The 15,697-nt window shown below is 72.6% G+C and carries 12 protein-coding genes and 1 pseudogene; 2 read left to right on the plus strand and 11 right to left on the minus strand.

The genetic code is table 11. The annotated features are described in order from the left end of the window. Window positions 1-58: 58 nt before the first annotated feature. From ACFWYM_RS27260 to ACFWYM_RS27285, 6 genes and pseudogenes are all read right to left on the minus strand, one after another. Window positions 59-3,886: a multifunctional oxoglutarate decarboxylase/oxoglutarate dehydrogenase thiamine pyrophosphate-binding subunit/dihydrolipoyllysine-residue succinyltransferase subunit gene (locus tag ACFWYM_RS27260; RefSeq protein WP_384842604.1), complete on the minus strand. Its 3,828-nt coding sequence runs from the start codon at window positions 3,884-3,886 to the stop codon at window positions 59-61. A 266-nt stretch (window positions 3,887-4,152) separates the two neighbouring features. Next, a complete protein-coding gene (locus ACFWYM_RS27265) occupies window positions 4,153-5,232 on the minus strand; it encodes a sensor histidine kinase (protein ID WP_384842607.1) in 1,080 nt (359 codons plus the stop codon). A 13-nt stretch (window positions 5,233-5,245) separates the two neighbouring features. Then, the gene (locus ACFWYM_RS27270; RefSeq protein ID WP_384842611.1) at window positions 5,246-5,986 is read right to left on the minus strand and encodes a response regulator transcription factor; all 741 of its coding nucleotides are present in this window, start codon (window positions 5,984-5,986) and stop codon (window positions 5,246-5,248) included. 66 nt (window positions 5,987-6,052) lie between these two features. Next, window positions 6,053-6,730: a spermidine synthase gene (locus ACFWYM_RS27275; RefSeq protein ID WP_384842614.1), complete on the minus strand. Its 678-nt coding sequence runs from the start codon at window positions 6,728-6,730 to the stop codon at window positions 6,053-6,055. Window positions 6,731-6,791: 61 nt separating this feature from the next. Beyond that, complete coding sequence (locus ACFWYM_RS27280) at window positions 6,792-7,427, minus strand: hypothetical protein (protein ID WP_384842617.1); 636 nt, start codon at window positions 7,425-7,427, stop codon at window positions 6,792-6,794. Window positions 7,428-7,515: 88 nt separating this feature from the next. Next, a pseudogene (locus tag ACFWYM_RS27285) lies at window positions 7,516-7,824 on the minus strand (glycoside hydrolase family 3 N-terminal domain-containing protein); the annotation flags it as partial. Between the two features lie 80 nt (window positions 7,825-7,904). Between ACFWYM_RS27285 and ACFWYM_RS27290 the strand changes: the two are divergent. Further along, window positions 7,905-8,756, plus strand: a complete 852-nt coding sequence (locus ACFWYM_RS27290; RefSeq protein WP_384842620.1) for a rhomboid-like protein — start codon at window positions 7,905-7,907, stop codon at window positions 8,754-8,756. Here ACFWYM_RS27290 and ACFWYM_RS27295 read toward each other — a convergent pair. Genes ACFWYM_RS27295 through ACFWYM_RS27315 form a run of 5 tightly spaced genes read right to left on the minus strand, consistent with a single transcriptional unit; the run spans window position 8,708 to window position 13,068 of the window. Then, window positions 8,708-9,328: a hypothetical protein gene (locus ACFWYM_RS27295; protein WP_384842623.1), complete on the minus strand. Its 621-nt coding sequence runs from the start codon at window positions 9,326-9,328 to the stop codon at window positions 8,708-8,710. The genes ACFWYM_RS27290 and ACFWYM_RS27295 overlap by 49 nt on opposite strands. Continuing rightward, a complete protein-coding gene (locus tag ACFWYM_RS27300; protein ID WP_384842626.1) occupies window positions 9,325-10,695 on the minus strand; it encodes a hypothetical protein in 1,371 nt (456 codons plus the stop codon). The genes ACFWYM_RS27295 and ACFWYM_RS27300 overlap by 4 nt, the downstream gene beginning before the upstream one ends. Next, window positions 10,692-11,516: an ABC transporter ATP-binding protein gene (locus ACFWYM_RS27305; protein WP_384842629.1), complete on the minus strand. Its 825-nt coding sequence runs from the start codon at window positions 11,514-11,516 to the stop codon at window positions 10,692-10,694. The genes ACFWYM_RS27300 and ACFWYM_RS27305 overlap by 4 nt, the downstream gene beginning before the upstream one ends. Next, window positions 11,513-12,469, minus strand: coding sequence for a zf-HC2 domain-containing protein (locus tag ACFWYM_RS27310; protein WP_384842632.1), 957 nt, complete (start codon window positions 12,467-12,469; stop codon window positions 11,513-11,515). Before ACFWYM_RS27310 ends, ACFWYM_RS27305 begins: the two co-directional genes overlap by 4 nt. Beyond that, complete coding sequence (locus ACFWYM_RS27315) at window positions 12,466-13,068, minus strand: RNA polymerase sigma factor (protein WP_384842635.1); 603 nt, start codon at window positions 13,066-13,068, stop codon at window positions 12,466-12,468. Before ACFWYM_RS27315 ends, ACFWYM_RS27310 begins: the two co-directional genes overlap by 4 nt. A gap of 159 nt (window positions 13,069-13,227) precedes the next feature. Between ACFWYM_RS27315 and lon the strand changes: the two genes are divergently transcribed. Continuing rightward, window positions 13,228-15,648: an endopeptidase La gene (gene lon, locus ACFWYM_RS27320; protein ID WP_384842637.1), complete on the plus strand. Its 2,421-nt coding sequence runs from the start codon at window positions 13,228-13,230 to the stop codon at window positions 15,646-15,648. The last annotated feature ends 49 nt before the right edge of the window (window positions 15,649-15,697 follow it).

Here is a 15,697-nt window from a genome sequence, read left to right on the forward strand (position 1 = left end):
GAGTCGGTCACTGACTCGGGGCCGGGCCCCCAACTACCCGTTGCGGTCCGCTCGAGGACTACGCCTCGAAGACCTCACGCATCAACTGCTCCTGCTCCGCCTGGTGGCGCTTCGCGGAGCCGACCGCCGGAGAGGAGCCGTGCGGCCGCGAGATGCGGCGCAGGCGCTCGCCGTGCGGGATGTCGGCGCCGACCGCCAGGTCCAGGTGGTCGATCAGGTTGAGCGCGATGAAGGGCCAGGCGCCCTGGTTCGCGGGCTCTTCCTGGGTCCACAGGTACTTCTCCGCGTTCGGGAACTTGGCGATCTCCGCCTGGAGTTCCGCACCCGGCAGCGGGTACAGACGCTCGATGCGGATGATCGCCGTGTCCGTGGCGCCGCGCTTCTGCCGCTCCGCCTCCAGGTCGTAGTAGACCTTGCCCGCGCAGAAGACGACCTTGCGGACCGCCGCCGGGTCGACCGACTCGTCGCCGATGACCGGGCGGAAGCCACCCGTGGTGAACTCCTCCGCCTTCGACGCCGCGGCCTTCAGGCGCAGCATCGACTTCGGGGTGAAGACGACCAGCGGCTTGTGGTGCGGGTTGTGCACCTGCCACCGCAGGAGGTGGAAGTAGTTCGACGGGAGGGTCGGCATCGCGACCGTCATGTTGTTCTGCGCGCACAGCTGGAGGAAGCGCTCCGGGCGGGCCGACGAGTGGTCGGGGCCCTGGCCCTCGTAGCCGTGCGGGAGGAGCAGGGTGACGCCGGAGGTCTGCGCCCACTTCTGCTCCGCCGACGAGATGAACTCGTCCACGACCGTCTGCGCGCCGTTCACGAAGTCGCCGAACTGCGCCTCCCACATGACGAGCGACTCGGGACGGGCCAGCGAGTAGCCGTACTCGAAGCCCATCGCCGCGTACTCGGAGAGGAGGGAGTCGTAGACGTTGTAGCGCGCCTGGTCGTCCGAGAGGTACAGGAGCGGCGTGTAGTCGTCGCCCGTCTCCCGGTCGATCAGCACCGCGTGGCGCTGGCCGAAGGTGCCGCGGCGGGAGTCCTGGCCCGCCAGGCGGACCGGGGTGCCCTCGAGGAGCAGCGAGCCGATGGCGAGGGTCTCGCCCATGCCCCAGTCGATCGTGCCGTCCTCGACCATGGCCGCGCGGCGCTGCAGCTGGGGCAGCAGCCGCGGGTGGACGGTGACGTGCTCGGGGATGTTGACCTGGGACTCGGCGATCCGCTTGACGACCTCCTGGGTCACCGCGGTGTTCACCGCCACCGGGAACTCGGCCTGGGCGTCCGGGACTTCGGCCGGGGCGGGCTGCGAGGTGGCCTCGCGGACCTCGGTGAAGACCTTCTCCAGCTGGCCCTGGTAGTCCTGCAGGGCCTGCTCGGCCTCTTCCAGGGTGATGTCGCCGCGACCGATGAGGGACTCGGTGTAGAGCTTGCGCACCGAGCGCTTCTTGTCGATCAGGTCGTACATCAGCGGCTGCGTGAACGCCGGGTTGTCCGTCTCGTTGTGACCGCGGCGGCGGTAGCAGATGAGGTCGATGACCACATCCTTGTTGAACGCCTGGCGGAACTCGAAGGCGAGCCGCGCGACGCGGACGACGGCCTCGGGGTCGTCGCCGTTCACGTGGAAGATCGGCGCCTCGATCATGCGGGCCACGTCGGTCGAGTACATGGAGGAGCGCGAGGACTCGGGCGCCGCCGTGAAGCCGACCTGGTTGTTGATGACGATGTGGACCGTGCCGCCCGTGCGGTAGCCGCGCAGCTGCGACATGTTGAGCGTCTCGGCCACCACGCCCTGGCCCGCGAAGGCCGCGTCGCCGTGCAGGGCGACGGGCAGGACCGTGAAGTCCGTGCCGCCCTTGTTGATGACGTCCTGCTTGGCGCGGACGACACCCTCCAGGACCGGGTCGACCGCCTCCAGGTGCGAGGGGTTGGCGGTGAGCGAGACCTTGATCTGCTCGCCGTCCAGGCCGGTGAAGGTGCCCTCGGCGCCCAGGTGGTACTTCACGTCGCCGGAGCCGTGCATCGACTTCGGGTCGAGGTTGCCCTCGAACTCGCGGAAGATCTGCGCGTACGACTTGCCGACGATGTTCGCCAGGACGTTCAGGCGGCCGCGGTGGGCCATGCCGATGACGACCTCGTCCAGGCGGGACTCGGCGGCGGAGTCGATGACCGCGTCGAGCAGCGGGATGACGGACTCGCCGCCCTCCAGGGAGAAGCGCTTCTGGCCGACGTACTTCGTCTGCAGGAAGGTCTCGAAGGCTTCCGCGGAGTTCAGCCGGCGCAGGATGCGCAGCTGCTCCTCGCGCTCCGGCTTCGACGCGTGGGTGCGCTCGATGCGGTCCTGCAGCCACTTGCGCTGCTTCGGGTCCTGGATGTGCATGAACTCGATGCCGGTGGTGCGGCAGTACGAGTCGCGCAGGACGCCGAGGACGTCGCGCAGCTTCATCATCGACTTGCCGGCGAAGCCGCCGACCGCGAACTCCCGCTCCAGGTCCCACAGGGTGAGGCCGTGCTCGGTGATGTCCAGGTCGGGGTGCTTGCGCTGCTTGTACTCCAGCGGGTCCGTGTCGGCCATGACGTGGCCGCGGACCCGGTAGGAGTGGATCAGCTCGAAGACGCGCGCGGCCTTCGTGACGTCGTCGTCGTGCGAGGCGTCGATGTCCTTGAGCCAGCGGACCGGCTCGTAGGGGATGCGCAGGGCCTTGAAGATCTCGTCGTAGAAGCCCTCCTCGCCGAGGAGGAGGTTGGCGACGATGCGCAGGAACTCACCGGAGGCGGCGCCCTGGATGACCCGGTGGTCGTAGGTCGACGTGAGCGTCATGACCTTCGAGATGCCGAGCTTGTTGAGCGTGTCCTGGCTGGTGCCCTGGAACTCGGCCGGGTAGTCCATGGAGCCGACGCCCATGATGACCGACTGGCCGGGCATCAGACGCGGCACGGAGTGGACGGTGCCGAGGCCGCCGGGGTTGGTCAGGGAGACCGTGACGCCGGTGAAGTCGTCCATGCCGAGCTTGCCGTCGCGGGCGCGCCGGACGATGTCCTCGTACGCCTGCCAGAACTCGAAGAAGTTGAGCGTCTCGGCCTTCTTGATGCCCGCTACAACCAGTTGGCGGTCGCCATTGGGCTTCACCAGGTCGATGGCGAGGCCGAAGTTGACGTGCTCCGGCTTGACCAGGGTGGGCTTGCCGTCCTTCTCCGCGAAGGAGTAGTTCATCGACGGCATGGCCTTGATGGCCTGCACCATCGCGTACCCGATGAGGTGCGTGAAGGAGATCTTCCCGCCGCGGGCGCGCTTGAGGTGGTTGTTGATGACGATGCGGTTGTCGAAGAGCAGCTTCACCGGGACCGCGCGGACCGACGTCGCCGTCGGGACCTCGATCGAGGCGTTCATGTTCTTCGCGACGGCGGCGGAGGGGCCGCGCAGCGTCACGTACTCGGGACCGGCCGGGGCCTCAGCGGCGGGCTCGGCCTTGGCGGCGGGCTTCGCGGCCGCGGCCGCGGGCTTCGCGGCGGGGGCGGCCTTGGCCGGGGCCGGGGCGGCGGCCGCGGGCTTCGCAGCGGCAGGGGCTGCGGGCGCGGCAGGCGCGGCGGCGGCCGGAGCGGCCGGGGTCGCGGGAGTGCTCGGTGCGGCCGGTGCGGCCGGGGACGTGGTCGACGCAGCCCCCGCGGCTGCGTTGCCCGACGGCTTCGCCGGAGCGGCGGTGGCGCCCGCCCCTGGCTTGTAGTCGGCGAAGAAGTCCCACCAGGCACGGTCGACCGAATTCGGGTCCTGGAGGTACTGCTGATAGATCTCGTCGACGAGCCACTCATTGGGACCGAAGGCTGCGGCAGGGTTCTTGCCCTGCCCGGCTTGGTCGGTCTCGGTGGAGATGCTCGAGTTACTGGGGGACTGTGGCGACACGGCGGTAACCGCCCTCTTCCGCTTCACAAGGTGATGGACAGCGGAAATAAAGGCTACGCCCCCAACCTCGCCAGGTGCAGGCCGGGCCCTGCATCCGTCGCGTAAGTCACACTGGATCGTGGGTTTCGGGGCTGTGAATGGCGGGAAACAAGCGAGGTTTCGTGCACGTGGGGAGCCGCGTGGGTGTGTCGCCCCGCGGCTGAGTCCCTGACCATCGGCTCCGTCGTGTGCGCGATGCCCGGTCCGGTTCGAACCCTACGTCAAGTTCAGTCTTCGGGCAGGCCCGGAAGAGTGACCTCGATCCGGCAGCCCCGCGGGGATTCGGCCACCCCGATGTGGCCGCCGTGCAGATCGACCGCCCAGCGCGCGATGGCGAGGCCGAGTCCGGTGCCGCCGTCGCTGCCGGGGCCGTGCGGGACCGCGCCCGCGCCACTGCCCCGGTTGAACCGCTCGAAGACCCGGTGCCACTCCGACTCGGGGATGCCGGGCCCCTCGTCCAGGACCTCCAGGTCGAGCGACTCGGGGTAGGGGCCGCGGCGGGCCCGGACGGTCACGCGGCCGTGCGGCGGGCTGTGCTTGACCGCGTTGTCGATGAGGTTCGCGACGACCTGGTGGAGGCGCTCGGCGTCCGCGTACGCCGTCAGTTCGGGCGGCGAGACGTCGAGGTGCAGATGGACGTCCGTGCGGGTGTGGCTGCCGGAGCCGGAGGGCATGCCCTTGCGCGCGGAGGCCACCATGTTGGCTTCCTTCAGGACGCCCGAGAGATAGGGCCAGACCTCGAAGCGGCGGGCCTTCAGGGGCACCACCCCGTTGTCGAGCCGGGACAGGTCCAGGAGCGTCTCTACCAGGCGGCCCAGGCGCTCGGTCTGCTTCAGGGCGGTGCGCATGGTCTCGGGGTCGGCCTCCACGACGCCGTCCACGACGTTCTCCAGGACCGCGCGCAGGGCCGCGATGGGGGTGCGCAGCTCGTGCGAGACGTTGGCGACGAGCTCCTTGCGCTGCTGGTCCTGGGCCTCCAGGTCGTCGGCCATGCGGTTGATGGTGGTGGCCACGTCGCCCAGCTCGTCGCGGCGGTCGGCGCCCTGCACGCGGCGGGTGTAGTCGCCGTGCGAGACGGCGCGGGCCACCGAGTTCATCTCGTCGAGCGGCGCGGTGAGGCTGTGCGCCACGAACTGGGTGATCAGGAGCGTCGCGATCACCGAGAAGACCGTGATGAAGCGCAGCTCGGTCTCGGTCTTCATGGCCACCATGAGCAGGCCCGTGGTGATGAAGACCGAGACGACGACCAGAGCGCCGAGCTTGGTCTTGATGGAGAACGGCCTCAGGGCTCCGAAGGGCCCGTTCATCTCGCGGCCGCCCTCACGGAGTGGGGGTCTCCAGCGCGTACCCCACGCCGTGCACCGTGCGGATCCGCTCCGCGCCGATCTTCCGGCGCAGCGCCTTGATGTGGCTGTCGACGGTGCGGGTGCCGGACGCGTCGGCCCAGTCCCAGACCTCGGCGAGGAGCTGCTCGCGGGAGAGCACCGCGCGCGGGGTGTTGGCGAGACAGACCAGCAGGTCGAACTCGGTGGGCGTCAGGTGCACGTCCTCGCTGCGCACCCGGACCCGGCGCTGGGCGTGGTCGATCTCCAGCTCGCCGAGGCGCAGGATGCCGGAGCGCGGTGTGGTCGCGGCCAGGGCGGCCCGCTCGACCCGCCGGAGCAGGACGTGCACCCGCGCCGCCAGCTCGCGCATCGAGAACGGCTTGGTCATGTAGTCGTCGGCGCCGACGCCGAGCCCGACCAGCATGTCCGTCTCGTCGTCACGCGCGGTCAGCATGAGGACCGGCACGGGGCGCTGGGCCTGCACACGGCGGCAGACCTCCAGGCCGTCGAAGCCCGGCAGCATGACGTCCAGGATGAGGAGGTCGGGCTGCCACGCCTGGGCGGTGTCGACGGCAGAGGGGCCGTCGGCCGCTGTCTGCACCACGAAACCCTCGGCCCGCAGCCGCACGGCGATGGCGTCGACGATGGTCGGATCGTCCTCGACCACCAGCACCCGGCGCTGCGCGCCGGGCATCGCCGCCGTGGCGCCGTTGTGGGAGGTGTGTGTCTGCTCCATCGCCCGCCCCTGACACTGATCGCTTGGTGTTCGGTCAGCAGAGTACGGGGCGTGACCGCACCTCGGCTACGCAGCCCTTACGGCGAGATGGACCACGTCCGGTACGCCTCGGGCAACGGGGATCTCTTCCGTACGTACCTGCTGGAACCCGGCATTCCGTAGAGCGTCGTCGAAAGCGGGCGAGGGCTGTGCGGACCAGACGGCGAGGACGCCGCCGGGGGTCAGCCGGGCCCCGCAGGCGGCGAGTCCGGCGGGGGAGTAGAGGCTGTCGTTGCCGTCCGTGACGGTCCAGTCGGGGCCGTTGTCGATGTCGAGGCAGAGGGCGTCGTAGGTCTCCGACGCCTCGCGTACGTACGCGACGAGGTCTGCCTGTTCGATCCTCGTACGAGGGTCGGCGAGGGCCGTGCGGGAGAGGCCGGTGAGGGGGCCGTCCCGGTGCCAGTCGATGATGGCCGGTTCGCGCTCCACGACGGTGATCCGGCCCCAGCGCGGGTCGGCGGTCGCGTGCGCGAGGGAGAAGCCGACGCCGAGGCCGCCGATGAGGACGCCCGGCGCGGGGCGGTCGTCCAGGGCGTCGCGGGCCGCGTCGACGAGGAGGCGCTCGGAGCGGCCGTCCGAAGTGTCCATCAGGAACGTGCCGTTGGCGATGATCTGCAGCAGCGCGCCGTGGCGGCGCAGCACGACCTCGCCGTAGGGGCCCTCGCGGCGGTCGAGCACGACCGGGGCGCTGGTGTCTTCGTGCATGCTCCCCATCCTCACCCATGAGGTGCGGACGGGGAGAGCGGGTTTTCTCAGATCCGTCTTCTCAGATCCGCAGGCCGGAGCCGACCGCGAACACCGGGTCGACGGTGTCGTTCGGCACGTCGGGGCGCGACGCCTCGACCGCCGCGTCGCCCGCGCCGAAGTCGGCGATCAGGGCGGCCGCCCGCTCGGCGATCTCCGGTATGACGGCGGGGCGTTCGAGGGTGATGCCGACGAGGGTCGGGACCGTGTCGAGCAGGCGCAGGATCTCCTTCAGCTCGGGCTCGGGGAAGGCGAGCGTCCCGGAGTGGAAGAAGGACTCGAACTTGTTCGCGCGGTGCTCGTACGGGGTGCTCAGGCGCAGCACCGCCACGTCCGCGTCCAGCGGATCGGTGACGACGTCTTCGTATGCGGCGGCCGTCTCCGCGTCGACCCCCTGCACGTACAGCTTCGGGCGGCCCGACAGGGGCGGCAGGGAGTGGTTGGTCAGCGGGGTGAGGGAGCGGCGCTGGGCGAGTACGCCCGCGGCCTCGTGCGGCTCGCCGAAGACGGACGAGTCGTTGAGCAGGCCCCAGTCGGTGCAGACGATGCCGTCGAAGCCGAGCTCCTGCCGCAACAGGCCGGTGATGACGCCCTTGTTGAAGCCGAAGCCGACCTCCTCCCAGTCGGTGCCGACCGGCTGCCCGTAGTACGGCATCATCTGCGAGCACCCGGCCTCGATGGCCGCCTTTGAAGGGCGCGAGGTGCAGCTCGCGCAGCCCGCCGGGGCAGATCTGCTCCTTGCCGTGCGGGAAGTGCGGGTCCTCGCCGTCCTTCTGCGGGCCGCCGCCGGGGAAGTGCTTGACCATGGCGGCGACGGAGTCCGGGCCGAGCTCGGGTCCCTGAAGTCCCCTGATGTACGCCCGTACGAGCTCCGCCGTCGTCTCGGCGCCGGAGCCGAAGGTGCCGGACTGGCGGGACCAGCGGGGCTCGGTGGCGAGGTCGATCTGCGGGTGCAGGGCGACGCGGAAGCCGACGGCCAGATACTCGCGGCGGACGGTTCGGGGCTGCCCGTAACGCGGAACTGAGCTGAGAGGTTGCTGTGAACTTCTGTGAATCGCGCCTCACGTGGCGTCGGTCATAGACAGCGCCGCAAAACTGGGCAAAGGGTGGGCGCAGACGGAAGGAGCGCCTCACTGTGAACTTGAGTTCCACCGCTGCCCAGAAGGCCACCGAGCCCCTGCCCGCCCCGACGCTGGACGGGATACCGCGACAGCAGGGCCGGGCCGGCGGAGTGAGACCTCCTGTGGAGGCCGCGCCGGACGAGGCGGCCGCCGCGGACCGGAGCACCGAGGCGCACCCATCGGCCGCGGCACCCGCTGCCACCGCCTCCTGGCGGAAGCTGCGCCCCTGGCGGATCCTGCCGACGCCCACCGGCACGCCCTTCACCTTCGGCTACGCGGCCGTGCTCGCCGGGACCTCGCTGCTCACGCAGTACGCGGACCCGTCCTTCGTGTCCGGACTGCAGCAGGGCTCCAGCACGGACGTCGCGCACCTCACGCAGCAGCCGCTGCTCGTCCTCGTCGCCAGCGCGCTGTGGATCGCTGGCGGCATCACCTCCCCGTACGCCATCGGGTTCCTGCTCGTCCTGACCGCGCTCGAACGCCGCATCGGCGCGCTGCGCACCGCCGGGGTCTTCCTGCTCGGGCACATCGTGGCGACCCTGGCCACCGAAGTGCCGGTCGGGCTCTCGGTGTTGGCGGGCCATCTGCCCGACAGCTCGCTGCACCGGCTCGACTACGGCATCAGCTTCGGCGTCGCCGCCAGCGTCGGCGCGCTCGCCGGACTGCTCACGCCGTGGCTGCGCTGGACGGTGCTCGCCGGGTTCGGCTGGATGCTCGTCGACGACCTGATCGCCTTCACCGACCCGATGACCAACTGGGGCCATCTGCTGTCCCTGGTGATCGGCGTCTCCACCTGGCCGCTGGTGCGGCGCTGGCGTCAGGCCCGCGGACCGGACTCCTCCGGGCGGGCCCCGCGCGAGGCGTAGAGCACGCCGCCCACGGCGAAGAGCCCGACGGCCACCGCCCAGGCCGCCCCCTGCGGCCCCGGCTGCATCGGCCAGGCCCAGACGGCGGACGCGCCCCCCGGCTCCCGCGGTGCGGCGAGATACACGGCGCTCCCGTACACGGTGACGGGCAGCCAGCTCAGGCGCGCCCCGACGAGCGCCGCCGACGCCGCCGCCAGACCCGTGTCGCCCAGCAGATTCCGTACGAGGGCGGGGGCGCCGTAGCGCTCCGGGTGCCCCGGCACGGCGAGCGCGAGCAGGCCCGCCGAGAGGGCGGTGAGGGCGAGGAGCTGGACGGTGCGCCGTGGCCACCAGGGGCGGGCCGCCGTCCGGTCGAGGTCGTCGCTGTGGCTGTGCAGGCCGGTGCCGATCGCCGAGGCGGCGAGCAGCGGGGCGAGCACCACCACGGGGATACGGGCATTGCCGCCGTACCCGAGGTGTTCCTGCACCCAGTACGCGCCCCACGCGGCGAGGGCGGCGGCCGCGGCGAGGGTGGCGAGGGTGAGGGGGAGGGCGCGGGAGCGGGCGTAGAGGGCGGGGCCGTTGTGGGTCATGGCACGGGTACCTGCTTCGGGTCGCAGGGGTCGGCGGCGAAGTACTTCGTGAGGTACGCCTTCCGCTCCCCGTCCGACATCGCCTCGATCTTCTTCAACTGCCGCTCGGCGCCCTCTCCGTAGTACGAGAAGGAGGGCACCGGGGCGAGCCACTGGACGACGGCGTCATTGATGTTCGTGGCGCGCTCCCCGTACCGGGTGTCGCCGTCGGCCTCCGCACTCGTGCAGTCGTGGTCCTGAAGCAGTTCGCCCGCGGCGGAGTTGGCGTAGAGGGCGGGGTCGGTGAGGTGGTCGCGGACGACCGCGAACTCCAGGCCGGTGAGGCGGTCCGTGCCCTTCGCGGGGGCGTACCGAGGCTTCTGCCTGTGCCCCGGCCCGTCCTCCCAAGGCCCGCCGACCAGCCGCTCCGGCGCGCCCTCGACGCCGCGCAGCTTCGCCCGCAGCCCCGCCGTGGCCCGGCTCACCTCGGGCAGCAGCCTGCTCTCGACGACGGTCACGCAGACCGCCGGGGCGCCGTCGTCGCAGACCAGGGCGGCGGCCCCGGGGTCGGGGCGCCAGAGGTCGTCGGCGGTGTGTACGAGGAGTACGGCGGCGCCGACCGCGGCGGCCAGCGGGACGAGGGCGACGGCGCGCACCCGGGCGGCGTACCCGAGCAGCGCGGCGGCCGCGAGTCCCGCCGTCCAGACGGCCGCGGCCGCCCCGAACCACCACACCGGCCGGTCCCAGTCGTAGCTGTGCTCCAGGGCGGGGCTCAGCCAACGGCTGTTCCGCGCCGAGTAGGTGGGCGCGCCCAGAGCGACGTAACCGAGCGCGGCGAGCAGCGGCGCGGTGAGCCGCCACGGGACGAGGCGGCCCGCCACGAACCCGAGCAGCGACAGCGAGGCGATGGCCACCGCGTCGGCCGCGATCAGCGAGAGGAAGGGGCGGCCGCCGCCCGCGTACGGCCAGGTCGCGAGGAGGGAACCGGCCGCCGCGAGCAGATACCCGACGGCGGGCCAGAGCACGGCGGGCGCGGCGGCGAGCAGGGTCTGACGCAGCGGCGTACGGGGCAGCGAGGCCCGCAACGCCCCGGTGCGGCGCCGCCGTTCACGCCCTCCGCTCCAGCACCCCGCGGCGAGGGCGAGGGGCCCGCCGAGGAGCAGCCCCGACGAGCGCAGCAGGTCACAGGTGCGGGCCCAGTGGCCCTGCCAGTCGTTGGTGTGGGCGCCCATGCCGAACGCGATGACGACCAGCACGGCGAGCCCGGCCCAGGGGCCGATGCCGCGCCGGAGTTCGGTGGTGAGGGGGTGGGTGCGGAGGCGGTGGGAGAGGGGGGTGGGGGTGGTGGGTGCCGTGTCGGGTGCGGGGGAGGTGCCGAGGAGGGTCATCGGGCGGCCTCTGCACGGACGTTGGGGGCCGTAGTGGCCGTGCCCGCCCGGTGGCTGCGCAGGGCCGCCGTGTAGCCGCGCTCGATGAGGTTGCCGCCCGAGCCGTCGTCGGGGGACCCGGCGCCGAGCTCGGCGAGGGTCGTGGGGGTGCCGCGGTAGGCGACCCGGCCCGCCTCGACGAGGGTGACCTCCGTGCAGGCCGCGGCGACGTCCTCGACCAGGTGGGTGGAGACGACGACCGTGGCCGCCGTCCCCAACTCCTGGAGCAGAGAACGGAATGCGACGCGCTGTTCCGGGTCGAGCCCGGCCGTCGGCTCGTCGAGGAGCAGCACGTCGGGTTCGTTGACGATGGCCTGCGCGATGCCGACGCGGCGGACCATGCCGCCGGAGAGCGTCTTCACCTTCGCGTCGATGCGGTCGGCCAGCCCGACCCGCTCCACCGCCCGCTCCACCGCGGCCGCCGTCCGCTCGCCCGGCATCTCCTTGAGCCACGCGACGTACGCCACGAACTCCCGCACCGTGAAGCCCGGGTAGTACCCGAACTCCTGCGGCAGATAGCCGAGCCGGCGACGGGCCGCGGACCGCTCGCGGTGCCCGGCCATGTCGGCGCCGCACAGCTCGACGCGCCCGGCGTCGGGCCGTGCGACGGTCGCGAGGACGCGGATCAGTGAGGTCTTGCCCGCGCCGTTCGGGCCGAGCAGGCCGTGCACTCCGGTGCCGAGGGCGAGGTCGACGGAGTCCAGGGCGAGGGTCCTGCGGTGGCGTACGCGGACGCCGGTGACGCGGACGCCGCCGGTGGGGGTGGGGTGGTGGTCGGTCACGAGGTCTCCGTCCGGCGGTGGAAGTCGAAGGCGTGGCGGCGCGCGCCGAGGAGGGCGGCGCCGAGCGCGGCGGCCAGGGCCCAACCGGCCTGCGGCGCGGGCCCGGAGAGGCAGCGGGACAGCTGCTCGGCGAGCGGGCCGCTGGGGAAGACACCGGGTGCGCGGCCGTCGCCGGACGCCGCGAGGGCGGGCCCGGGCACGGCGAGCAGCCAGAGCGTGGCGGTGCCTGCGGTGGCGGCGCGGCACCCGACGTAGGAGCCGAGGGCGAGGGCGGCCAGGGTGAGGGCGAGGCTCGGCAGGAGCAGTGCGGCCGCGCCCGGGGCGGCGGCCGCGGAGGGCAGCGCGGCGCCCACGGCGAGGAGCAGCGGGAGGCTGACGGCGAGCACGGCGGCGGTCCGGGCGAGCAGAAGTCGCAGCCCGCCACCGGGAGTTGAGGACGTGATCTCGGCCATGGGGTCGGCGTGCGCCCCGTAGGACAGCCCCACTCCCGCGAGCGGCAGCACGGGTGCCAGCGCGAACAGCACGGGCCGCGCCCCGCCGAACCCGACGCCGTGCGCGAGCCCGAGGGCCCCCGCACACACGACGAGCAACGCCCCGACCCAGGCCCCGCGCAGCGCGGGACCGACGGCCCAGAGCAGGCGTCCGGCACGGGCGCGGAGCCGGGGCGCGCGACCGGTGGGCGCCCCGGCGGGCCGGCCGGCCCACCCCCCGCCCGCCGGAGCGGAGGCATTTCCCGCCGCCACCCCCAGCACGGCCTCCCGCACCCCGTCCAGGACCGGCCCGGCCACCCCCGACCGCACCGCCGCCGACACCGCCCCCGCGCAGTCCGCGCAGGACTCCACGTGCTTCTCCAGCGACCACGCGTCCGGTTCCGGCAGGTCGCCGGTCGCGTAGCGGGCCGCCAGGTCGCCGGTCACGTGCCAGGGCGGGCGCCCCGGCTCTCGTACGGTCATGTCAGTCCTCCCAACGGGTCGCCGCCTGGGGAGAGTTGGGCGAGCGCGGCGCGCAGCTCGCGGCGGGCGCGCATCGCCCGGGTCTTCACGGTGCCCTCGGGTATGCCGAGGAGCCGCGCGGTCTCGCGGGTGGTGAGCCCGTCCACGACGGTGGCCCGGAGCACCTCGCGCAGCTCGGGGGAGATCCGGTCGAGCGCGGTGCCCACGTCCCCGTACTCGAGCGCGGCGAGCACGCGTTCCTCGGCGGACGGTGCGGCTTGCGTAGGGGCGCTCTCCGTGGCGGCGCGCTGGGCCGCGACGGCCCGTGCCTGGGACCGTCCGGCGTCCACCAGGCGGCGGGCCGCGATCACCCAGAGCCAGCCCCCGGCCTCCCCGCCCCGGTGCGCGGCGGCCGAGCGCCACACGGTGAGGAAGGTGTCCTGGAGCACTTCCCGTACGACGTCGGGGTCCGCGCACCGCCGGGTGAGCCGCGCGTGCAGCCACCCGGCGTGCCGGTCGTAGAGCACGGCCAGCGCCTGTGCGTCCCCGTCGGCGACGGCCCGCAGCAGCGCCGCGTCGTCGTCCCCCCGGTCGGCCCCCATGGGGCGGAACAGTCTCACGTCCCCTCTATCGCCCGCGCCCCGCCGGGCGGTTCACGGACCCCTCGGATCCGCGCCGCCCCAGCGGCGATCGCTCACAGCGAACACCCCCTGGGGAACAATGCCGCGCTCACATGCATTGAGTCGGCATAGCTCAACTTGAATGCCTAAGGGGAGATCATGGCTGCTGAGTCCAACACGGCGAACACTCTGCTCACGCTGCCCGTGCTGCCGCTCGACGACGAGGTCGTGCTGCCCGGCATGGTGGTCCCGTTCGACCTGTCCGACACCGACGTGCGCGCGGCGGTGGAAGCCGCCCAGGCCGCCGCCCGCTCCTCCGGTGCGAGCAAGCCGCAGGTGCTGCTTGTTCCGCGCATCGACGGGACCTACGCCGCGACCGGTGTCCTCGGGACCGTCGAACAGGTGGGCCGCCTCTCCGACGGCGACCCGGGCGCTCTCATCAGGGCGCGCGGCCGCGTCCGCATCGGGGCGGGCACCACCGGGCCCGGCGCCGCCCTCTGGGTGGAGGGGCTGCGGCTCGACGACACCGGTCCCGAGCCTCTTCCCGGCGCCGTCGCCGAGCTCGTCAAGGAGTACAAGGCGCTCGCCACCAGCTGGCTGAAGAAGCGCGGCGCCTGGCAGGTCGTGGACCGTGTCCAGCAGATCGACGACGTCTCCGCGCTCGCCGACAACTCCGGCTACTCGCCCTTCCTCAGCATCGAGCAGAAGATCGAACTCCTGGAGACCGCCGACCCGGTCGCCCGTCTGAAGCTCGCCACCGAGCAGCTGCGCGAGCACCTCGCCGAGCAGGACGTCGCCGAGTCCATCGCCAAGGACGTCCAGGAGGGCGTCGACAAGCAGCAGCGCGAGTTCCTGCTGCGCCGCCAGCTCGACGCCGTCCGCAAGGAGCTGCGCGAGCTCAACGGCGAGTCGGGGGACGAGGACGAGTCCGACGACTACCGGGCCCGCGTCGAGGCCGCCGACCTCCCCGAGAAGGTGCGCGAGGCCGCCCTCAAGGAGGTCGAGAAGCTGGAGCGGGCCAGCGACCAGAGCCCTGAGGGCGGGTGGATCAGGACCTGGCTCGACACCGTTCTCGAACTCCCCTGGAACGAGCGGACCGAGGACGAGTACGACATCCGGGGCGCCCAGGAGGTGCTCGACGCCGAGCACTCGGGTCTGCAGGACGTGAAGGAGCGCATCACCGAGTACCTCGCTGTGCGCAAGCGGCGTTCCGACCGTGGGCTCGGGGTCGTCGGCGGGCGTCGTGGCGGTGCAGTGCTCGCTCTCGTCGGCCCGCCCGGCGTCGGCAAGACCTCGCTCGGCGAGTCCGTCGCGCACGCGATGGGGCGGAAGTTCGTGCGCGTCGCCCTGGGTGGCGTGCGGGACGAGGCCGAGATCCGTGGTCACCGGCGTACATACGTGGGGGCGCTCCCCGGGCGGATCGTGCGCGCAATCAAGGAGGCCGGGTCGATGAACCCCGTCGTCCTCCTCGACGAGATCGACAAGGTGGGCTCCGACTTCCGGGGCGACCCGGCCGCCGCCCTCCTCGAAGTCCTCGACCCGGCGCAGAACCACACCTTCCGTGACCACTACCTGGAGGTCGAACTCGACCTGAGCGACGTGGTGTTCCTCGCGACGGCCAATGTCCTGGAAGCCATCCCCGAGGCGCTGCTCGACCGCATGGAGCTCGTCCGGCTCGACGGCTACACCGAGGACGAGAAGGTCGTCATCGCCCGCGACCACCTGCTCCCGCGCCAGCTGGAGCGGGCCGGTCTGGAGTCCGGCGAGGTCGCCATCGACGAGGGCGCGCTGCGCAGGCTCGCCGGCGAGTACACCCGCGAGGCCGGGGTGCGCACCCTGGAGCGGACCGTCGCACGGCTGCTCCGCAAGGTCGCGGCCCAGCACGAACTGGGCGACCGCGAGCTGCCGTTCACGGTCACCGAGGACGAACTGCGCGGCCTCATCGGGCGCCCGCACCACGTGCCCGAGTCCGCCCAGGACCCGGCCGAGCGGCGCACCGCGGTGCCGGGCGTCGCGACCGGGCTCGCGGTGACCGGGGCGGGCGGCGACGTGCTCTTCGTCGAGGCGTCCCTCGCCGACCCGGAGACGGGCGCGGCGGGCCTCCAGCTCACCGGCCAGCTGGGCGACGTGATGAAGGAGTCCGCGCACATCGCGCTCTCCTTCCTGCGCTCGCACGGCGCCGAACTGGAGCTGCCGGTGGCCGACTTGAAGGACCGGGGCGTGCACATCCACTTCCCGGCGGGCGCCGTCCCGAAGGACGGCCCGAGCGCGGGCATCACCCTGACGACCGCGCTCGCGTCGCTCCTCTCCGGCCGTCTGGTCCGCACGGACGTCGCCATGACCGGCGAGGTCTCGCTGACCGGCCGCGTCCTGCCCATCGGCGGCGTCAAGCAGAAGCTGCTCGCCGCGCACCGCGCCGGGATCACCACGGTGATCGTCCCGAAGCGGAACGAGGCGGACCTCGACGACGTCCCCGCCGAGGTCCTGGAGAAGCTGGACGTGCACACGGTGACGGACGTCCGCCAGGTGCTCGAACTGGCCCTGACCCCGGCGGAGGTGCAGGTCCCGGCGGCCGCGTGAGGGAGGCTGCCGGTGCGCGAAGGCCCGGACCCCGTACGGGGTCCGGGCC

It is taken from the genome of Streptomyces sp. NPDC059009, assembly GCF_042740175.1.
GTDB lineage: Bacteria > Actinomycetota > Actinomycetes > Streptomycetales > Streptomycetaceae > Streptomyces.